Below are 20,590 nucleotides of genomic sequence, written 5' to 3'. Positions count from 1 at the left end.
TATACTCCCGCTCTTTATATTCGCAGCCCTAGAAACAGGTGAATTTCGTGAGCCAGCCTACGCCAGCCGTGCGTACCTTCCAAGACTTGATCCTCGCGCTCCAGCAGTACTGGGCCGAGCAAGGTTGTGTGGTGCTTCAGCCCTACGATATGGAAGTGGGCGCCGGCACTTTTCATACCGCCACGTTTCTGCGCGCCGTAGGCCCTGAAACCTGGAACGCCGCCTATGTCCAGCCAAGCCGCCGTCCGGGCGATGGCCGCTACGGCGAAAACCCCAACCGCCTGCAGCACTACTACCAGTTCCAGGTGGTCCTGAAGCCGAACCCTTCGAACTTCCAGGAGCTGTACCTGGGCTCGCTGAAGGCCATCGGCCTGGATCCGCTGGTCCACGACATCCGTTTCGTCGAGGACAACTGGGAATCGCCGACCCTCGGCGCCTGGGGCCTGGGTTGGGAAATCTGGCTCAACGGCATGGAAGTCACCCAGTTCACCTACTTCCAGCAGGTCGGCGGCATCGAATGCCTGCCGGTCACCGGCGAAATCACCTACGGTCTCGAACGCCTGGCCATGTACCTGCAGGGCGTCGACTCGGTGTATGACCTGGTCTGGACCGACGGTCCGTTCGGCAAGGTCACCTACGGCGACGTGTTCCACCAGAACGAAGTGGAGCAGTCGACCTACAACTTCGAGCACGCCAACGTCGAGAAACTGTTCGAACTGTTCGACTTCTACGAAAGCGAAGCGAACCGCCTGATCGAACTGGAACTGCCGCTGCCGACCTACGAAATGGTCCTCAAGGCCTCGCACACCTTCAACCTGCTGGACGCCCGCCGCGCCATCTCGGTGACCGAGCGCCAGCGCTACATCCTGCGCGTGCGCACCCTGGCCCGGGCGGTTGCCCAGAGCTACCTGCAGGCCCGTGCCCGCCTCGGCTTCCCGATGGCGACCCCCGAATTGCGTGACGAAGTGTTGGCCAAGCTGGAGGCTGCGGAATGAGTGCTCAAGATTTCCTGGTAGAACTGGGCACCGAAGAACTGCCACCCAAAGCCCTCGCCAGCCTCGGCGACGCCTTCCTCGCCGGCATTGAAAAAGGCCTGCAGGCCGCCGGCCTGAACTACAGCGACAAGACCGTCTACGCCGCGCCGCGCCGCCTGGCTGTGCTGATCCGCAACCTGGACACCCAGCAGCCAGACCGCAGCATCAACGTCGACGGCCCGCCCCGCCAGGCCGCCTTCGATGCCGAAGGCAACCCGACCCAGGCCGCCCTGGGCTTCGCCAAGAAGTGCGGCGTCGAGCTGTCGGAGATCGACCAGAGCGGTCCGAAACTGCGCTTCTCCCAGCACATCCCGGGCAAGGCTACCGCCAGCCTGCTGCCGACCATCGTCGAGGACTCGCTGAACGACCTGCCGATTCCCAAGCGCATGCGCTGGGGCGCGCGCAAGGAAGAGTTCGTGCGTCCGACCCAGTGGCTGGTGATGCTGTTCGGTGACGAGGTGGTCGACTGCACCATCCTCGCCCAGCAGGCCGGTCGCGAATCCCGCGGCCACCGCTTCCACCACCCGGAAAACGTGCGCATCAGCGCCCCGGCCAACTACCAGGAAGACCTGCGCAAGGCCTACGTCCTGGCCGACTTCGCCGAACGTCGCGAGCTGATCAGCAAGCGCACCGCCGAACTGGCCCTGCAGCAGGAAGGCACCGCGATCGTGCCGCCGGCGCTGCTGGACGAAGTGACCGCGCTGGTCGAGTGGCCGGTGCCGCTGGTCTGCTCGTTCGAGGAACGTTTCCTCGAAGTACCGCAGGAAGCCCTGATCACCACCATGCAGGACAACCAGAAGTACTTCTGCCTGCTGGACGTCGACGGCAAGCTGCTGCCGCGCTTCATCACCGTGGCCAACGTCGAGAGCCGCGATCCGAAGCAGATCATCGAAGGCAACGAGAAAGTAGTGCGTCCGCGCCTGACCGACGCCGAGTTCTTCTTCAAGCAGGACAAGAAGCAGCCGCTGGAAAGCTTCAACGAGCGCCTGCAGAACGTGGTGTTCCAGGCCCAGCTGGGCAGCGTCTTCGACAAGGCCGAGCGCGTAGCCAAGCTGGCCGCGTTCATCGCCGGCAAGATCGGCGGCGACGCCACCCGCGCCGCGCGCGCGGGCCTGCTGTCGAAATGCGACCTGGCCACCGAGATGGTTGGCGAATTCCCTGAAATGCAGGGCGTCGCCGGCTACTACTACGCCCTCAACGACGGCGAGCCGGAAGACGTCGCCCTGGCGCTGAACGAGCAGTACATGCCGCGCGGTGCCGGCGCCGAACTGCCGTCGACCCTGACCGGCGCGGCCGTGGCCATCGCCGACAAGCTCGACACCCTGGTCGGCATCTTCGGCATCGGCATGCTGCCCACCGGCAGCAAGGACCCGTACGCCCTGCGTCGCGCCGCCCTGGGCGTGCTGCGCATCCTGATCGAGAAGCAACTGGACCTCGACCTGACCGAGGCGGTGGAGTTCGCCGTCAAGCAGTTCGGCGCCAAGGTCAAGGCCGCCGGCCTGGCCGAGCAGGTGCTGGAGTTCATCTTCGATCGCCTGCGTGCACGCTACGAAGACGAAGGCATCGACGTCGCCACCTACCTGTCGGTACGTGCCCTGAAGCCGGGTTCCGCCCTGGACTTCGACCAGCGCGTGCAGGCCGTGCAGTCGTTCCGCAAGCTGCCGGAAGCCGCCGCCCTGGCTGCGGTGAACAAGCGCGTGTCGAACCTGCTGGGCAAGGCCGAAGGCACCATCGCCAGCCACGTCGAGCCGAAGTACTTCGACAACGCCAACGAGTTCTCCCTGTACTCGGCGATCCAACAGGCCGACCAGGCCGTGCAGCCGATGGCCGCGCAGCGCCAGTACACCGAGTCGCTGGCTCGCCTGGCCGCCCTGCGTGAGCCGGTGGACGCGTTCTTCGAAGCGGTGATGGTCAATGCCGAGGACGCCAACGTGCGTGCCAACCGTTACGCCCTGCTCAGCCGCCTGCGCGGCCTGTTCCTGGGCGTGGCCGACATCTCGCTGCTGGGGTAAGCCTTGAAACTGCTGATTCTCGATCGTGACGGAGTGATCAACCAGGACTCCGACGCCTACATCAAGTCGCTGGACGAATGGATTCCGATTCCCGGCTCGATCGAGGCCATCGCGCAGTTGAGCCAGGCGGGCTGGACGGTGGCGGTCGCCACCAACCAGTCCGGCATCGCCCGCGGCTATTACCCGCTGTCGACCCTCGACGCCATGCACGCGCGCCTGCGCGAGCTGGTGGCCGGGCTCGGCGGCGAGGTCGGCCTGATCGTCCACTGCCCGCACGGGCCGGACGATGGCTGCGATTGCCGCAAGCCCAAGCCGGGGATGCTGCGGCAGATCGCCGGACACTACGGCGTCGGCCTGACCGGCGTGTGGTTCGTCGGTGACAGTCCGGGTGACCTGGAGGCCGCGAAGGCCGTCGATGCACAACCGGTCCTGGTGCGCACCGGCAAGGGCGAAAAGACCCTCGCCAAAGGCGTGCCGCCGGATACACTGGTTTTCGACGACCTGGCCACCCTCGCCAGAGAACTTATCCACAAATAGCGCGCCCGCCTCATGGGCGCGTTCTTGCTAAGGCGGGTGCTCCCCGCAACGGTACAAGCCGCTATGTCGATCCTGCAGGCGATCAGAATTGCACTCTTCTATGTGCTGCTGGGGACCAGTGCGCTGCTCTGGTGCTCGCTGAGTTTCTTTGTCGCGCCTTTCCTGCCTTTCCGTATCCGTTATCGCTTCATCAACGTGTACTGGTGCCGTTTCGCACTGGTGCTGGTGCGGCTGTTCCTCGGCATCAAGGTCAAGGTGACCGGCGCCGAGCACATCCCCGAGCGCCCCTGCGTGATCGTGTCGAACCACCAGAGCACCTGGGAGACCTTCTTCCTCTCCGCCTATTTCCAGCCCTTGAGCCAGGTGCTCAAGCGCGAATTGCTGTACGTGCCGTTCTTCGGCTGGGCGATGGCCATGCTGCGGCCCATCGCCATCGACCGCGACAACCCCAAGGTCGCCCTCAAGCAGGTCGCCAGCAAGGGCGACAAGTTGCTCAAGGAACACACCTGGGTGCTGATCTTCCCGGAAGGCACCCGCGTGCCCTTCGGCCAGATCGGCAAGTTCTCCCGCAGCGGCGCGGCGCTGGCGGTAAACGCCGAGCTGCCGGTCCTACCGATCGCCCACAACGCCGGCAAGTACTGGCCGAAGGAAGGCTGGGGCAAGCGCGCCGGCACCATCGAGGTGGTAATTGGCGAACCGATGTGGGCTGAGGGCAGTGGTCCACGGGCCATTGCGGAGCTCAACGATCGCGCCGCCGCGTGGAACGAAAAGACCCAGCGCGAGATGGGTTCGCTGCCGGCGCAACCGGCGTCGAGCGAAACCTCGTCGGTAGCCTGAGCGTTCTGTGGATAACTTGTTGACAATATTTGGATCACTCGCGAAAAACAGCGCTAAGTAGTTAATTCATATACATATTTCTGTGTATGACTGCTTCATGTAAATCGTGCATAAGTTTTTTCGCGGAATAAAAAAACCGGCGGTTACGCCGGTTTTTTTGTGCCCGGATTTTCTTCAGACCTTGTCGATATCCACATCGCGGGTTTCTTTCAGGCAGAACAGCCCGACCACCAGGCTGACCCCGGTGATCAGCACTGGATACCAGAGCCCGTAGAAGATATCGCCGGTGTACACCACCAGGGCGAACGACACCGTGGGCAGGAAGCCACCGAACCAGCCGTTGCCGATGTGATAGGGCAGGGACATCGAGGTGTAGCGGATGCGGGTCGGGAACAGTTCGACCATGACGGCGGCCAGCGGGCCGTAGGTCATGGTGGCGATAAGGATCATCACCACGATCAGCAGCACCACCATCGGCTGGTTGACGTTGGCAGCATCGGCCTTGGCTGGGTAGCCGGCCTTCTCGATGGCCGCCCGCATGGCCGCCTCGTCGAAGCCGTCGATGCGCTGCTCGCCGATGGTCACCGCCACCGCGCTGCCGGCCGGCAGCGACTGCGAGCTGTACGGCAGGCCCTGCTTGACCAGGAAGGTCTTGACCTTGTCGCACGGACTGTCGAAACGGGCTTTACCCACAGGGTCGAACTGGAAGGTACAGGCGGCCGGATCGGCCATCACCACGATGGGCGACTGCCGGCTGGCAGCGTCGATCTGCGGGTTGGCGTAATGGCTGAGGGCCTTGAACAGCGGGAAGTACAGCACGGTGGCCAGGAGCAGGCCGAGCATCAGGATCGGCTTGCGCCCGATGCGGTCCGACAGCCAGCCGAAGAAGACGAAGAACGGCGCGCCGATCACCACGCTGATGATCAGCAGGGTGTTGGCCTGGGCCGGGTCCATCTTGAGCATCTGGGTCATGAAGAACAGCACGTAGAACTGCGCGGTGTAGAAGGTCACCGCCTGCCCGGCGTTGATGCTGAACAGCGCGGTGAGCACCACCTTGAGGTTCGGCCAGGAGGTGAACGACTCGCGGATCGGCGACTTGCTGACCTTGCCCTGGGCCTTCATTTTCACGAAGGCCGGCGATTCATGCATGCTCATGCGGATCCAGGTGGAGATCGCCAGCAGCACGATGGACAGCAGGAAGGGCAGGCGCCAGCCCCAGGTCTCGAACTGGTCGCCGCTGATGTAGCGGCTACCCAGCACCACGAGCAGCGAAAGAAGCAGGCCGAGGGTCGCGGTGGACTGGATGAAGCCGGTGTGGAAACCGCGCTTGCCGGGCGGTGCGTGTTCCGCCACGTAAGTGGCCGCACCGCCGTACTCACCGCCCAGGGCCAGGCCCTGGAGCATGCGCAGCACCACCAGGATGATCGGCGCGGCGATGCCGATGCTGGCGTAGGTGGGCAGCAGGCCGACGGCGAAGGTCGACAGGCCCATGAGGACGATGGTCACCAGGAACGTGTACTTGCGGCCGATCATGTCGCCCAGGCGGCCGAACACCAGCGCGCCGAAGGGACGGACCAGGAAGCCGGCGGCGAACGCCATCAGCGCGAAGATGAACGCCGTGGTGTCGTTGACCCCGGCGAAGAACTGCTTGCTGATGACGGCGGCCAGGGCCCCGTAGAGAAAAAAGTCATACCACTCGAAAACTGTCCCGAGGGATGACGCGAAAATGATCTTGCGCTCTTCGCGGCGGCTGCCTGCCGTCGCGGTCGCGCCCTGTTGCTGGAGGGTGTCCGACATCGTGCTGTCCTCTCGGCCCCTTGTGGGGGCACAGTGATTATTGTTGTTGTCCACTGTCGACACCGGTCGACTGCTGCCGGTGTCACTGTTGCGCGCCGCCCCGGGTTCAGGGCGTCGTTATCGTTGCTCGGTCACTGCGGTTGCCGACGGCCTCATGGCCCTGGCGGATGAGCTGCGCGGCCTTCTCCGCGATCATCAAGGTGGGGGAACAGGTATTGCCGGACACGATGTTCGGCATGATCGAGGCATCCGCGACCCGCAGGCCGGGGACGCCGTGCACGCGCAGCTGCGCATCCACCACATCCAGCGGACCGCTGCCCATGCGGCAGGTTCCGGCGGGGTGGAAGATGGTGGTGCCGATCGCGCCGGCGGCCTTCTGCAGTTCTTCCTCGCTGTTCAGCGCCGCGCCGGGCAGGTATTCCCGTGGCGAGAACGGCGCAAGGGCAGGGGAGCCGACGATGGCGCGGGTGATGCGGATGGCCTGGGCGGCGACCTTGAGGTCCTGCGCATCGCTGAGGTAATTGGGGTCGATCACCGGCGCCACCGACGGATCGGCAGAGCGGATATCCACACGCCCGCGGCTGACCGGACGCAGGTTGCACACCGAAGCGGTGAACGCGGCGAAGCGATGCAGCGGCTCGCCGAAGCGGTCGAGGGACAGCGGCTGCACGTGGTACTGCAGGTTCGGCGAGGCGTGTTCCGGGCCGGAGCGGACGAAAGCACCCAACTGGCTCGGCGCCATCGCCAGCGGACCGCTGCGGTCGTAGAGATAGCGCAGGCCCATGCCCATCTTGCCGAACAGGCTGTTGGCGACCTGGTTGAGGGTGCGAACGTTGTCCACCTGGTAGATCAGGCGCAGTTGCAGGTGGTCCTGCAGGTTGCCGCCGACGCCCGGCAGTTCGTGCTGCACACCGATGCCGAGACGCTCCAGCAGCGGCCGCGGGCCGATACCGGAACGCTGGAGGATGCCCGGCGAGCCTACGGAGCCGGCGCACAGGAGGATCTCCCGGCGCGCGGCGAACGCTTGCCACTGACCTTGCCGGCGTCCCCTTACCGCCACTGCGCGGCCGCTCTCCAGCACCACGCGGTCGACTTCGACGCCGGTCAGCACATCGAGGTTGGGGCGGTTGGCGATCGGCCGCAGGAAGGCCTTGGACGCGTTCCAGCGCACCCCGGCCTTCTGGTTGACCTGGAAATATCCACAACCCTGGTTGTCGCCACCGTTGAAGTCGTCGACGCTGGCGATGCCCTGCTGCGCCGCCGCCTCGCGGAAGGCATCGAGGATCGCCCAAGAGTAGCGTTGCTGCTCAACCCGCCATTCACCCTCGCCGCCATGGAATTCCGCGCTGCCGGCAAAGTGCCGTTCGCTGGCCTTGAACAGCGGCAGCACGTCCTTCCAGGCCCAGCCGGCATTGCCTTCTTCAGCCCAGCGATCGTAGTCGCCGGACTGACCGCGCATGTAGATCATGCCGTTGATCGACGAGCAGCCCCCCAGCACCTTGCCTCGCGGATAGCCCAGGCTGCGCCCGTTGAGACCGGGCTGGTTCTCGGTCTTGAAGCACCAGTCGGTGCGCGGGTTGCCGATGCAGTAGAGGTAACCCACCGGGATGTGAATCCAGGGATAGTTGTCGCGCCCACCCGCTTCGAGCAGGGCGACACGGCAGGACGGATCGGCGGACAGGCGGTTGGCCAGAAGGCAACCGGCAGGGCCGGCACCGACGATGACGTAGTCGTAGGACGGATCGGCTGATGGCATTTCACACCTCGCGCCTGATTTTTATTCTTGTCTTCCTCCAGTGTTGTTGATTACTTTCGAGATGAAAACGAGAGATTTCACTCAACCGCTGTGCGTTTTAACGCAACGCCGGCACCACCAGTGATCAACGGGAACAGCATGTTCGACTGGAATGATCTGCGGTTTTTTCTCGAACTCCAGCGCAGCGGGCGCCTGCTCACCGCCGCCAAGCGCCTCAATACCACCCACAGCACCGTGGCCCGGCATATCGAGAATATCGAGCAGAGCCTGGGCACCGCGCTGTTCGTCCAGCATGCCCAGGGCTATGAGCTGACACCATCCGGGCAGGCCCTGCTCAAGCACGCGGAGGCGATGGAGAACGTCGCACTGCTGGCGCAGGAAGAGATCACCCAGGCAATCGCGCCACTGGGCAAGATCCGCCTCGGCGTGACCGAGGGCATCGGCATCGTCTTTTTCACCCCGCGTCTGAGCGGGCTGTTCGAACGCTACCCGGGACTGGAAGTGGAACTGGTGGCGGTGCCGCGCTTCGTCAGCATCATCAACCGCGAGGCGGAAATCAGCATTCACCTGGAACGGCCCAACGCCGACCTGCTGATCACCCGCAAGCTCACCGACTACCGCCTGGCGCTCTACGCCAGCCGCGACTATCTGGCCCGGGCGCCGGCGCTGAACAGCCGCGAGGACCTGGCCCGGCACAGCTGGATCGGCTATGTCGACGACCTGTTGTTCAGCCAGGAGCTGCTGTTCCTGCACAGCTTCTGCCGCGCGCCGAACGTGGTGTTCCGCAGCACCAGCGTGATCGCCCAGCAGTATGCCGCGCGGGCGGGGCTGGGCATCGCCGTGCTCCCCAACTACATGGCCCGCCACGACCCCGATCTGGTGCGCATCCTGCCCAGCGAGACGATCCAGCGCAGCTACTGGATCAGCACCCGCCGCGAGCTGCACAAGTCGGTGCGCCTGCGGGTGGTCTGGGACTACCTGCTGGCGCTGTGCGCGGAGGAACAGGCCGAGCTACTGGCCGAGTAGGGTGTTGCCCGCCAGCAGCAATGCCGCGCCGATGCCGACCACGGCGAAGGCCTGCTGCAGGCGTGGCCCGGCCAGATGGCGGGCGACCTGGCGGCCACCGAGCAGACCGACCAGGGCGCCGATGGCAAAGGGTGCACCGACCGCCCAGTGCATCACGCCACTGAGGCTGGCAGTCAGCACGCTGCCGGTGGAGACCAGGGCGATCACCGCCAGCGACGTCGCCACCATGCTCTTCATGTCCAGGTTGGTGTAGCGACCCAGCGCGGGAATGATGACGAAGCCGCCACCCACCCCGAGCAAGCCCGACAGCAAGCCGCTGAGCATGCCGGTGACGGCCAGGGCGCGGGCGCAGGGCAGGGTCCAGCGCAGTCGCCCCTGCAGCGGGTTGAGCACGCAGGGTTGCAGCTTGCGGTTGGCACAGGGCGACTCTCCGCGCAGCTCGCGGCGAGCCTTGAGGAACATGCGCGAGCAGGCGTAGACCAGCACCACGGAAAAGCCTAGCGCCAGCGGTGCGTTAGGTAGGCGATGCGCCAACCACAGGCCGAACGGAGCCATCACCAGGCCGAGCGCGGCGATAAAGAACGCCGCGCGATAACGCACCAGGCCTTGGCGCCAGCCGAGGATCGCACCGACCGCGGCTGCCAGTCCTACCGCCAGCAAGCCGATCGGTGCCGCCTCGACCATGCTCAAGCCAAGGCCGAACACCAGCAGCGGCACGGCCAGGATCCCACCGCCAGCGCCCGTCAGCGCCAGAATCAGGCCGACGATGGCACCCAGCCCGCCGCCCAGCAGATCGTGATCCATCACGAGCGCGCCTCTTGCACCGGCTTGGCCAGCCATTCACGGCCCTTGAGCATTCCGCGCCAGTACAGCGGCGGCAGTACCCGCGCCTTCAGCCACCAGGCCAGGCGCGTTGCCTTGCGACCATCCAGCAGCCAGGCGGGGAAGCTGGGCGCCAGCTTGCCGCCGTAGGTGAACTCGGCGAGGACGATCTTGCCGCGGGCCACGGTCAGCGGACAGGAGCCATAGCCGTCATAGGCCATGACCTTCGACAAGCGACCCAGGGCCGCCAGCACGTTGTTCGCCACCACTGGGGCCTGCTTGCGCGCGGCGGCGGCGGTCTTGGCGTTGCCGGTGTTGAGCACGTCACCCAGGCCATGGATGTTGGCGAAGGTACGGTGACGCAGGGTCGACGGGTCGACATCCAGCCAGCCCCCGGTATCGGCCAGCGGGCTGTTGCGGATCACCTCGGGCGCCACTTGGGGCGGCACCACATGCAGCATGTCGAAAGGCTCCACCACGGTCTCCGCAGTGCCATCGGGCAATGTACGGATAAAGGTGGCGCGCTGGTTCGGTCCGTCGACGGCTACCAGGCGGTGGACGTAGTTGAGCTCGATGGCGTAGCGGTCGACATACTCCATCAGCGCCGGCACATAGTCGGCGACGCCGAACAGCACCGCGCCGGCATTGAAGAAGCGAGCTCGGACCGGGCCGATCCGGCCATTGCTCAGCCAGTGGTCGCAGGACAGGTACATGGCCTTCTGCGGTGCACCCGCACACTTGATCGGCATGGGTGGCTGGGTGAACAGGGCGCGGCCTTCGCGCAGGTTCTGCACAAGCTCCCAGGTGTAGGGCGCCAGGTCGTAGCGGTAGTTGGACGTGACGCCATTGCGCCCGAGGGTTTCTTCCAGGCCCTCGACGGCGCTCCAGTCGAGCTTCAGGCCGGGGCAGACAATCAGCTGTTGATAACTCATCCGGCGGCCATCCGTGAGGATCACCCGTTGCGCCTCGGGATCGAAGCTGCTGACTGCGGCCTTGATCCAGCGCACCCCGGCGGGAATGGTAGAGGCCATGGTGCGGGCGGTGCTGGCAGCCTTGAAAATACCGCCGCCGACCATGGTCCAGCCGGGTTGGTAGTAGTGCACGTCGGCAGGGTCGACTAGGGCGATGTCCAACGAGCGATCACGCGCCAGCAGGCTGGAGGCGACGGCGATCCCGGCGGCACCGGCGCCGATGACGAGCACGGCATGGTGATCCGCCTCGCGGCGGCTGGCAGAGGAGGAGGCAGCAGGCATGGGGTACATCCTTTCTAATAATGATTGGGGTGCGGCGACTCAGAGGGCGTTGAGCGGGATCTTCAGGTAGCTCACGCCATTGTCCTCGGGCTCGGGAAACTGGCCGCTGCGCATGTTGATCTGCACCGCCGGCAGCATCAGCACCGGCATTTCCAGGGTGGCATCGCGGGCCTGGCGCATGGTGACGAAGGCGTCTTCGCTGATGCCTTCGCGGATGTGGATGTTGCTGGCGCGCTGTTCTTCCACAGTGGTCATGTAGCGCAGCTCGCGACCACCGGGCAGGTAGTCGTGGCACATGAACAGGCGGGTCCGGGCGGGCAGGGCGAGGATGCGCTGGATGGAGCGGAACAGGGTGCGGGCATCGGCACCGGGGAAGTCACAGCGGGCGGTGCCGTAGTCGGGCATGAACAGGGTGTCGCCGACGAAGGCGATGGTCTCGCCTGCACTTTCGATCAGGTAGGTCATGCACGCCGGCGTATGGCCGGGGGTGTTCCAGGCGCGGGCGCGAAGGTTGCCAATGGCGAAGGTGCTTTCGTCATCCAGCAGCACATCGAACTGGCTGCCATCGCGGGCGAAACCGGGGCCGGCGTTGAACAGGCTGCCGAAGGTCTTCTGCACCTGGGTGATCCGGCTACCGATCGCCAGTTGCCCGCCAAGCGCCTGCTTCAGGTAGGCCGCGGCGGACAGGTGATCGGCATGCACGTGGGTTTCCAGTATCCACTGCACGCTGGCGCCGAGGTCACGCACCCGGGCGATCAGGCGGTCGGCGCTGCTGGTATCGGTGCGACCGGACTTGGGATCGTAGTCGAGGACGCTGTCGATCAGGGCGCAGTGCCGGCTCTGGTTGTCCATCACCAGGTAGCTGATGGTCCAGGTCACGCTGTCGAACAGCGCTTCCACATAGAGGTTGCCGCCAATGATCATGTGCCCATTCTCCGGGGTTCAGGCTGGCGCCTTGCACGCAGGCGCGCCAATCAGTCGTTGCCGGTGTTTTTCAAGATGCATGCCACTGCCGTTGTGCTTGAAAGCGCCCGGCTTCATTGAGTCTGGCTCATCTGGCAGACAACGACTGCCGTGGCAGATGGCAGGTCGCTGGCAGACCTTGGCAGTCTTTGGCAGTGCCCGGGTCTTCGGTTAAGCTCGCGGCACGTTCTGCCAGGTGTAGCCATGACCCCGATCTCCCACCCCGCCATCCAGGCGCTGGTGTCCTATCTCGAACACGACCCGCAACCCTCGATCGTGCTCGACACCGACTACAACATCCTTGCCGCCAATGGCGCCTATCAACGGCAGTTCGGCGAAGGAGCGGTGGGTGCCAAGTGTCATCGCGTCTCTCATCACTACGCCGTGCCCTGCGATCAGGCGGGGGAGGTCTGCCCGATGCGCAAGGCGCGGGAGAGCCGGGTCGCCGAGCGCATGTTGCATGTGCATCACACGCCGCGAGGACCGGAACATGTGGATGTGGAACTGCGGCCGATCCTCGATGAGCACGGGCTGGTGATCGCCTTCGTCGAACGGATGAACCGCATCACCATGGCTTCCGCGCAGCCGCAGCAAAATGGACTGGTGGGGCGCTCCGCAGCGTTCAAGATCGCACTGGAAGGGTTGCAGCGCGCGGCACCCGCGCAGATTCCAGTATTGCTGCAAGGCGAATCGGGTACAGGCAAGGAGCTGTTCGCCCGCGCTCTGCATCTGGGCAGTCCGCGCGCCGAGGGTCCGTTGGTGGTGGTGGACTGTACCGGGCTGACCGAGTCGCTGTTCGAAAGCGAGTTGTTCGGCTACGAGAAGGGCGCCTTCACCGGCGCTCTGCAACGCAAGACCGGCCTGGCAGAAGCAGCACATGGCGGAACGCTGTTCCTCGATGAGATCGGCGAGGTGCCGCTGGCGATGCAGGTCAAGTTGCTGCGCCTGATCGAGTCGGGGAGTTTCCGTCCGGTGGGCAGCCTGCGTACCGTCCACTCCGATTTCCGTCTGGTCTGTGCCACCCACAAGCCCCTTCGCGAGATGGCGACGGCGGGGACGTTCCGCGAAGACCTCTACTACCGCATCAGCGGCTTCCCCATTCGTTTGCCGTCGTTGAGGGAACGGACGGAGGATCTGCCGCTGCTGATCGAGACCCTGCTACAACGCATCGCCGGCTCCGCTGCACCGCAGGTCGACAAGCAGGCGTTGAACCTGCTGCAGACCTATAGCTTCCCGGGCAATATCCGCGAGTTGCGCAATATCCTCGAACGGGCTCGACTATTTGCCGATGACGGTGTTATCCGGGTGCAGCACTTGCCGCCGGAGATTGTCGGGGAGGGCGCCAGCGTTGCGCAGCGGCGAGGGGGACAAGACGAGCGCGGCCGCTTGGCCCATGCACTGGAAAGCTTCGAAGGATCGCGTAGCGACTTGGCGAAACACCTTGGCCTGAGTGAGCGCACCCTCTATCGGCGCTTGAAGGAACTCGGCCTTTAGTGTTTCACGTGGAACATCTTTAAAAACGCCCCAATAAAAAAGGCCAACCCTTCGCAGGATTGGCCTTTTTGTCGAGCGGGAATCCCGGATCAGAAATCCAGGTTAGCCACCGACAGGGCATTGCTTTCGATGAACTCGCGGCGAGGTTCCACCGCGTCGCCCATCAGGGTGTTGAAGATTTGATCGGCAGCGATCGCGTCTTCGATGGTGACCTTGAGCATGCGACGCACGGTCGGGTCCATGGTGGTTTCCCACAGCTGGTCCGGGTTCATCTCGCCAAGACCTTTGTATCGCTGGATGGTGTGACGCTTGGTGCTTTCCGTCATCAGCCAGTCGAGGCCTTCCTTGAACTCGTTGATCGCCTTCTTGCGCTCACCACGCTGGACGTAGGCACCGTCTTCCAGCAGCGAAGCGAGCTGCGCGCCGAGAGCTGTGACGGTGCGGTAGTCGTTGCTGCCAAAGAAGTCGCGGTTGAAGGTGACGTAGCTGGCCAGGCCGTGGGAAGTGATTTCCACTTCCGGCAGCCAGACATTGCGCTCGCGATCTTCACGCAGACTGGCCTTGTACAGCAGGCCGGACTTCTCGCTGACGCTCAGACGCTCCTGGAACTTGCCCAGCCATTCCTGCATCTTGCCGTGGTCGGACAGTTGCTCCAGGGAAACCGCTGGCAGGTACAGCAGGTGCTCGGTCAGTTCCTGTGGATAAAGACGCGACAGACGCTTGAGGGTCTTCATCACCGAACGGAACTCGTTGACCAGGCTCTCAAGGGCGGGGCCAGAAATCGCCGGGGCCGACTCGCTCAGGTACAGGGCCGCGTCTTCGAGGGCCGACTGGGTCATGTATTCCTCCATGGCCTCGTCGTCCTTGATGTACTGCTCCTGCTTGCCTTTCTTGACCTTGTACAGCGGCGGCTGGGCGATGTAGATGTAGCCGCGCTCGATCAGTTCAGGCAACTGACGGAAGAAGAAGGTCAGCAGCAGGGTACGGATGTGCGAACCGTCGACGTCAGCATCGGTCATGATGATGATGTTGTGATAGCGCAGCTTCTCGATGTTGTACTCTTCGCGACCGATACCGCAGCCCAGCGCGGTGATCAGGGTGCCGACTTCCTGCGACGAGATCATCTTGTCGAAGCGGGCTTTCTCGACGTTGAGGATCTTGCCCTTCAACGGCAGGATCGCCTGGGTCTTGCGGTTACGGCCTTGCTTGGCCGAGCCACCCGCAGAGTCACCCTCCACCAGGTACAGTTCGGACAGGGCAGGGTCTTTCTCCTGGCAGTCCGCCAGTTTGCCCGGCAGGCCCGCGATATCCAGGGCGCCTTTGCGACGGGTCATTTCTCGCGCTTTACGTGCTGCTTCACGGGCACGGGCAGCGTCGATCATCTTGCCGACAACGGCCTTGGCTTCGTTCGGGTTTTCCAGGAGGAAGTCGGAGAAGTACTTGCCCATCTCCTGTTCCACTGCGGTCTTCACCTCGGAGGAAACCAGCTTGTCCTTGGTCTGCGAGCTGAACTTCGGATCAGGTACCTTGACCGAGATAATTGCGGTCAAGCCTTCACGGGCATCGTCACCGGTGGTCGCGACCTTGTTCTTCTTGGCCAGACCTTCCTGTTCGATGTAGTTGTTCAGGTTACGGGTCAGCGCCGAACGGAAGCCCACCAGGTGGGTACCACCATCGCGCTGCGGAATGTTGTTGGTGAAGCACAGCAGGTTTTCGTTGAAGCTGTCGTTCCACTGCAGGGCAATCTCGACGCCCACGCCATCGTCACGCTGGACGCTGAAGTGGAACACCTGGTTCACCGCGGTCTTGTTGGTGTTCAGGTATTCAACGAAGGCACGCAGGCCACCTTCGTAACGGAAGAATTCGTCCTTGCCGCTGCGCTCGTCCTTCAGCAGGATGCCGACACCGGAATTGAGGAAGGACAGTTCGCGAATCCGCTTGGCCAGGATGTCCCAGCTGAAGTGGATGTTCTTGAAGGTTTCTGCCGAAGGCTTGAAGTGAATCTGGGTACCGGTGGTTTCGCTTTCGCCAACGATCTTCATCGGGGCTTGCGGGACACCGTGGACGTAGACCTGCTCCCAGATCTTGCCACTGCGGCGAACGGTCAGGGTCAGTTCTTCGGAGAGGGCGTTTACAACCGAAACACCTACGCCGTGCAGACCGCCGGAAACCTTGTAGGAGTTGTCGTCGAATTTACCGCCGGCGTGGAGAACGGTCATGATGACCTCTGCCGCGGAAACCCCTTCTTCTTTGTGCACATCGACCGGAATGCCGCGACCGTTGTCGCGCACGGTGATGGATTCGTCAGGGTGAATGATTACGGTGATGTCGTCGCAATGGCCGGCGAGGGCTTCGTCGATCGAGTTGTCGACCACCTCGAACACCATGTGGTGCAGGCCGCTACCATCATCGGTGTCGCCAATGTACATACCGGGACGTTTGCGTACGGCATCAAGCCCTTTCAGCACCTTGATGCTGGAGGAGTCGTACGTTTGATTTTCGCTCATGCCTTCACTCCCGATGGTCGTGGGTCTGGGTGATACGGCCCTGTTCCACGTGGAACAGAGCAACTGGCGTATCCGTGTGCCAGCCTTCCCTCAGTAATTCGTAATCTACACAGGTGATAAACACCTGGCAGCGTAAGTCTTCCAGCAAGCGGCAAAGTGCACGACGGTGCTGCTCGTCCAGCTCGGACGGCAGGTCATCCACCAGGTAAATACACTGACCGCGGCGCGCCTGGCTGACCAGGTGTCCTTGGGCGATACGCAGTGCGCAGACCACCAGCTTCTGCTGACCGCGGGACAAGATGTCCGCGGCATTGTTGGCGCCCAGTCGAAGGCGCAAATCCGCACGCTGCGGACCAGCTTGGGTATGTCCCATCTGCTGGTCGCGTTGAAGAGAGGCCGCGAGCACATCATTCAGCTCCCGGTCCTTGTCCCACCCTCGGTAATAACTGAGGGTCAGTCCTTCGAGCTCCAGCAGTTCGCCAAGAATCTGCTCGAAGACAGGCTTCAACGCTTTGATGTAATTACGGCGATACTCGTCAATTTCTGCACTGGCCAGGCACAATTCCCGGTCCCAGGCCGCTTGGGAAATAGCGTCGAGTGTACCATGCCGGAGCCATGAGTTTCGCTGCCGAAGCGCCTTCTGCAGCCGTTGCCAGGTTCCCATGAAACGAGGTTCCACGTGGAACACTCCCCAATCGAGGAACTGTCGACGGATCTTCGGCGCGCCTTCCAGCAGGCGAAAACTGTCCGGATTGATCAGTTGCAACGGCAGGATTTCCGCCAGTTGCGCGGTACCGCGGGCGTTCTGCCCGTCGATTCGAATGGAGAAATCGCCCTGGCGTTCCCGCGAAACACCGAGGTTGCTGCTGGCGCCATCGCCCAACGCCACTTGGCCAAAGACCGTGCAGGTGGGTTGCTCGTACTGAATCACCGGATTCAGGCGCGTGCTACGGAAGGAACGCGCCAACCCCAACAGATGAATGGCTTCCAGCACGCTGGTTTTGCCACTGCCATTGGCACCGTAGAGGATGTTGATGCGCGGGGAGGGAGAGAAGGTCACCGGGTGCAGGTTGCGCACCGCGGTGACAGAGACACGACTGAGGGACATCTAGAATTGTCTGGAAAAATTACAGACGCATCGGCATGACGACATAGGAGGAATCGTCATTGCCCGCTTCCTGCAGCAGCGCACTGCTGTTGGAGTCGGACAGGATCAGACGAACCTGCTCAGTGGTCATGACGCCCAGCACGTCCAGCAGATAGCTGACGTTGAAGCCGATTTCCAGCGAACCGCCGTTATAGTCGACGCTGATTTCTTCTTCCGCTTCTTCCTGTTCCGGGTTGTTGGCCTGGATCTTCAACTGGCCGGCGGCCAATTGCAGACGGATACCACGGTACTTCTCGTTCGACAGGATGGCGGTACGGCTGAACGCTTCACGCAGTGCCTGGCGATCACCCAGTACCAGCTTGTCGCCGCCCTTCGGCAGAACGCGCTCGTAGTCGGGGAACTTGCCGTCCACCAGCTTCGAAGTGAAGGTGAACTCGCCGGTGGTCGCACGAATGTGGTGCTGGCCGAGAACGATGCTGACGGTGCCGTCCGGCTCGGTGAGCAGACGCGCCAGTTCCAGGATACCTTTGCGCGGCACGATGACCTGATGGCGGTCAGCCTGGCCAATGTCGGCGCTCATCGAGCACATGGCCAGGCGGTGGCCGTCGGTAGCGACCGCGCGCAGCGTACCTGTGGATACTTCCAGCAGCATGCCGTTCAGGTAGTAGCGCACGTCCTGCTGGGCCATGGCGAAGCTGGTGCGCTCGATCAGGCGACGCAGGCGGCTCTGCTCAAGGGTGCAGGTCAGCGAACCCGGGCCTTCTTCCACGGTCGGGAAGTCATTGGCTGGCAGGGTCGACAGGGTGAAGCGGCTGCGACCGGCCTTTACCAAGAGCTTCTGCTCGTCGACCTTGATGTCGATCAGCGCGTCGTTCGGCAGGCTCTTGCAGATATCCATCAGCTTGCGCGCAGGTACGGTGATCTCGCCCGGCTCGGCAGGCTCTTCCAGCTGGACGCGGCCAACCAGTTCCACTTCCAGGTCGGTACCGGTCAGCGACAGCTGCTGACCCTGGACCACCAGGAGCACGTTGGACAATACCGGCAAGGTCTGGCGGCGCTCGACGACGCCTGCGACCAGTTGCAGGGGTTTCAACAGGGCTTCGCGTTGAATGGTGAAATGCATGGTCTAGTCCCTTGCCTTAAATAGCTGCGCTGACATCAGGTCGTCAGGGTACGCAGCAGGTTCTTGTAATCCTCGCGGATATCCGCGTCGGATTCCTTGAGTTCGTTGATCTTGCGGCAGGCGTGCAGCACGGTGGTGTGGTCACGGCCGCCGAATACGTCGCCGATTTCCGGCAGACTGTGGTTGGTCAGTTCCTTGGACAAGGCCATGGCCACCTGACGCGGACGGGCCACCGAGCGCGAACGACGCTTGGACAGCAGATCGGAAATCTTGATCTTGTAGTACTCGGCGACGGTGCGCTGGATGTTATCCACACTCACCAGCTTGTCCTGCAGCGCCAGCAGGTCCTTCAGCGATTCACGAATCAGCTCGATGGTGATGTCGCGGCCCATGAAGTGCGAGTGAGCGATCACCCGCTTCAGTGCGCCTTCGAGTTCGCGGACGTTGGAACGGATGCGCTGGGCGATGAAGAACGCCGCGTCGTGCGGCAGCTCGACCTTGGCCTGGTCGGCCTTCTTCATCAGGATCGCCACGCGGGTTTCCAGCTCCGGCGGCTCGACCGCGACGGTCAGGCCCCAGCCGAAACGCGACTTCAGCCGCTCTTCCAGGCCTTCGATTTCCTTCGGATAACGGTCGCTGGTGAGGATCACCTGCTGGCCGCCTTCGAGCAGGGCGTTGAAGGTGTGGAAAAACTCTTCCTGGGAACGTTCCTTGCGGGCGAAGAACTGGATGTCGTCGATCAGCAGGGCATCCACCGAGCGGTAGAAGCGCTTGAACTCGTTGATCGCGTTCAGCTGCAGCGCCTTGACCATGTCGGCGACGAAGCGCTCGGAGTGCAGGTAGACGACCTTGGCGTTCGGATTCTTCTTGAGCAGGTGGTTACCCACAGCATGCATCAAGTGGGTTTTACCCAAGCCGACGCCGCCGTACAGGAACAGCGGGTTGTAGCCGTGCTTCGGGTTGTCCGCTACCTGCCAGGCCGCAGCGCGGGCCAACTGGTTGGATTTACCTTCGACGAAGTTCTCGAAGGTGAAGGTGCGGTTCAGGTAGCTGGTGTGCTTGAGCGCGCCTTCGACCTGTACGGTCCGCTGCTCGGTACGGCCATTGGCGGCGACCGGTGCGCTGGCGGGGGCATCGCCGCCCATGGCATCGAAGCTGTCCCGCGAAGGAGCCACTTCCACTTGCGCCTCTGCAACCGCAGCCACCGGCGCAGCGCTGACCGGCTCGCTCGGTGCTGACGGCTTGGCCTGGGCTGCCTGTGCCGCGGCCTGTGCTTGGGACGCGGCTACGGCGGCGGCCAGCGGTGCATTCGGCGCTGCGCGCGGTGCCGAGCTGCGACGGCTGCCTATTAACAAGGAAAGCACGGGCACGGAACCGTTGCCGTGTTCGCCGAGCAGTTCGAGCAAGCGGCCCAGGTATTTTTCATTGACCCAGTCGAGCACGAAGCGGTTGGGCGCGTAGACGCGCAACTCGTCGCCTTCGGCTTCGACTTGTAGCGGACGGATCCAGGTATTGAATTGCTGGGTAGGCAGTTCGTCGCGCAGAAGCTCCACGCACTGCTGCCAAAGTTCCACTGACACGGATATCCCCTGAATGTGTAAGCCGGTGAGGGCCGGTGAGGCAAAAACAAGCCGCCATTGTACCGGGCACCCGTCCACTTATCCACACGCGGGATGCCCAAGAGAGGCGATAAATCAGTCGTTTACTGACCAAAATGCACTTCTGCCCATGTGAATAAGCTCTGTGGATAACCGCCCATGAGCGCTATGCACAACCCTGGGCTCAACCCTGTGGAAAACTCGCCTGTTGATAAGTACCCTTTTTATCCACTGCTTTTCCGCTGCCGCGGCACAGGCAAGACACCGTTTCCAGACAGACTTACAAATCTCTGTACATAACGTAAAACGTGGCTTTCCGAGATCTATCCACAGAAAATGTCGAGCTAAGATCTATAAGTTCTTCAGAAAAGCTTTAAATACCTCTTCTCTTTTTTTCTATGTTTAACCGCGATGACCCTGACGAACCCACCCGGACCTGAAGAGAAGGCGGCTTCGCTGCCTGTCGCTCTCTATAAGGAAAAGCTGGTTGGAAATTGACCTATGGACTTGCTTTCTCTAGAATCGCCGGTCTCTTAAAACGGGGGCCATTCCGGCCCGTTGTCACGAACCAGGTAACACGCCATGAAACGTACTTTCCAACCAAGCACCATCAAGCGCGCTCGCACTCACGGTTTCCGTGCTCGTATGGCCACCAAGAACGGCCGTGCCGTACTGTCCCGCCGTCGTGCCAAAGGCCGTAAGCGCCTGGCAGTTTGATTTTTC

The 20,590-nt window shown here is 63.0% G+C and carries 16 protein-coding genes; 7 read left to right on the top strand and 9 right to left on the bottom strand.

Going from position 1 to position 20,590, the window contains the following annotated elements:
- Window positions 1–47 precede the first annotated feature (47 nt).
- The 4 genes from glyQ (at window position 48) to V0R59_RS09970 (ending at window position 4,420) form a co-directional block, all read left to right on the top strand.
- Window positions 48–995 carry a glycine--tRNA ligase subunit alpha gene (gene glyQ / locus V0R59_RS09985; protein WP_330072914.1) on the top strand — a complete coding sequence of 316 codons (948 nt, stop codon included), beginning with the start codon at window positions 48–50 and terminating at the stop codon, window positions 993–995.
- A complete protein-coding gene (gene glyS / locus V0R59_RS09980) occupies window positions 992–3,046 on the top strand; it encodes a glycine--tRNA ligase subunit beta (protein WP_330072913.1) in 2,055 nt (684 codons plus the stop codon). Before glyQ ends, glyS begins: the two co-directional genes overlap by 4 nt.
- Window positions 3,047–3,049: 3 nt before the next feature.
- Complete coding sequence (gmhB, locus tag V0R59_RS09975) at window positions 3,050–3,583, top strand: D-glycero-beta-D-manno-heptose 1,7-bisphosphate 7-phosphatase (protein ID WP_330072912.1); 534 nt, start codon at window positions 3,050–3,052, stop codon at window positions 3,581–3,583.
- Between the two features lie 63 nt (window positions 3,584–3,646).
- Window positions 3,647–4,420, top strand: a complete 774-nt coding sequence (locus V0R59_RS09970) for a lysophospholipid acyltransferase family protein (protein WP_330072911.1) — start codon at window positions 3,647–3,649, stop codon at window positions 4,418–4,420.
- Between the two features lie 174 nt (window positions 4,421–4,594).
- Here the strand turns inward: V0R59_RS09970 and V0R59_RS09965 are convergent, their stop codons facing one another.
- Together V0R59_RS09965 and V0R59_RS09960 are read right to left on the bottom strand one after the other, a co-directional pair.
- Entirely contained in the window at window positions 4,595–6,217 is a 1,623-nt protein-coding gene (locus V0R59_RS09965; RefSeq protein ID WP_330072910.1) for an MFS transporter, read from the bottom strand.
- Between the two features lie 106 nt (window positions 6,218–6,323).
- Window positions 6,324–7,973: a GMC family oxidoreductase gene (locus tag V0R59_RS09960; RefSeq protein ID WP_330072909.1), complete on the bottom strand. Its 1,650-nt coding sequence runs from the start codon at window positions 7,971–7,973 to the stop codon at window positions 6,324–6,326.
- A gap of 138 nt (window positions 7,974–8,111) precedes the next feature.
- Here V0R59_RS09960 and V0R59_RS09955 point away from each other — a divergent pair, with 138 nt between their 5' ends.
- Window positions 8,112–8,999, top strand: coding sequence for a LysR family transcriptional regulator (locus V0R59_RS09955; RefSeq protein ID WP_330072908.1), 888 nt, complete (start codon window positions 8,112–8,114; stop codon window positions 8,997–8,999).
- Here the strand turns inward: V0R59_RS09955 and V0R59_RS09950 are convergent.
- The 3 genes from V0R59_RS09950 to V0R59_RS09940 are packed head-to-tail and all read right to left on the bottom strand — an operon-like array spanning window position 8,985 to window position 11,998.
- Entirely contained in the window at window positions 8,985–9,806 is an 822-nt protein-coding gene (locus V0R59_RS09950; protein ID WP_330072907.1) for a sulfite exporter TauE/SafE family protein, read from the bottom strand. The two genes, V0R59_RS09955 and V0R59_RS09950, sit on opposite strands and share 15 nt — an antisense overlap.
- Window positions 9,803–11,074: an NAD(P)/FAD-dependent oxidoreductase gene (locus tag V0R59_RS09945; RefSeq protein ID WP_330072906.1), complete on the bottom strand. Its 1,272-nt coding sequence runs from the start codon at window positions 11,072–11,074 to the stop codon at window positions 9,803–9,805. The genes V0R59_RS09950 and V0R59_RS09945 overlap by 4 nt, the downstream gene beginning before the upstream one ends.
- 39 nt (window positions 11,075–11,113) lie before the next feature.
- On the bottom strand, window positions 11,114–11,998 hold the full coding sequence (locus V0R59_RS09940; protein WP_330072905.1) for an MBL fold metallo-hydrolase: 885 nt from the start codon (window positions 11,996–11,998) through the stop codon (window positions 11,114–11,116).
- Window positions 11,999–12,241: 243 nt separating this feature from the next.
- On the opposite strand from V0R59_RS09940, the gene V0R59_RS09935 reads away from it, so the two are divergent.
- The gene (locus tag V0R59_RS09935) at window positions 12,242–13,531 is read left to right on the top strand and encodes a sigma-54 interaction domain-containing protein (RefSeq protein WP_330072904.1); all 1,290 of its coding nucleotides are present in this window, start codon (window positions 12,242–12,244) and stop codon (window positions 13,529–13,531) included.
- 89 nt (window positions 13,532–13,620) lie between these two features.
- On the opposite strand, the gene gyrB is transcribed toward V0R59_RS09935, so the two are convergent.
- The 4 genes from gyrB to dnaA are packed head-to-tail and all read right to left on the bottom strand — an operon-like array spanning window position 13,621 to window position 19,849.
- Window positions 13,621–16,038: a DNA topoisomerase (ATP-hydrolyzing) subunit B gene (gene gyrB / locus V0R59_RS09930; RefSeq protein WP_330072903.1), complete on the bottom strand. Its 2,418-nt coding sequence runs from the start codon at window positions 16,036–16,038 to the stop codon at window positions 13,621–13,623.
- Window positions 16,039–16,042: 4 nt separating this feature from the next.
- A complete protein-coding gene (gene recF / locus V0R59_RS09925; RefSeq protein WP_330072902.1) occupies window positions 16,043–17,146 on the bottom strand; it encodes a DNA replication/repair protein RecF in 1,104 nt (367 codons plus the stop codon).
- A gap of 19 nt (window positions 17,147–17,165) precedes the next feature.
- Entirely contained in the window at window positions 17,166–18,269 is a 1,104-nt protein-coding gene (gene dnaN, locus V0R59_RS09920; RefSeq protein ID WP_042121660.1) for a DNA polymerase III subunit beta, read from the bottom strand.
- A 35-nt stretch (window positions 18,270–18,304) separates the two neighbouring features.
- Window positions 18,305–19,849 carry a chromosomal replication initiator protein DnaA gene (dnaA, locus tag V0R59_RS09915; RefSeq protein ID WP_330072901.1) on the bottom strand — a complete coding sequence of 515 codons (1,545 nt, stop codon included), beginning with the start codon at window positions 19,847–19,849 and terminating at the stop codon, window positions 18,305–18,307.
- Between the two features lie 600 nt (window positions 19,850–20,449).
- Here dnaA and rpmH point away from each other — a divergent pair.
- Complete coding sequence (gene rpmH, locus V0R59_RS09910) at window positions 20,450–20,584, top strand: 50S ribosomal protein L34 (RefSeq protein WP_002551315.1); 135 nt, start codon at window positions 20,450–20,452, stop codon at window positions 20,582–20,584.
- The last annotated feature ends 6 nt before the right edge of the window (window positions 20,585–20,590 follow it).

The organism is Pseudomonas ulcerans (assembly GCF_036324125.1).
GTDB lineage: Bacteria > Pseudomonadota > Gammaproteobacteria > Pseudomonadales > Pseudomonadaceae > Aquipseudomonas > Aquipseudomonas ulcerans.
Note: the sequence above shows the minus strand (reverse complement) of the source record. Positions and strands in the feature narration are given on the sequence as shown.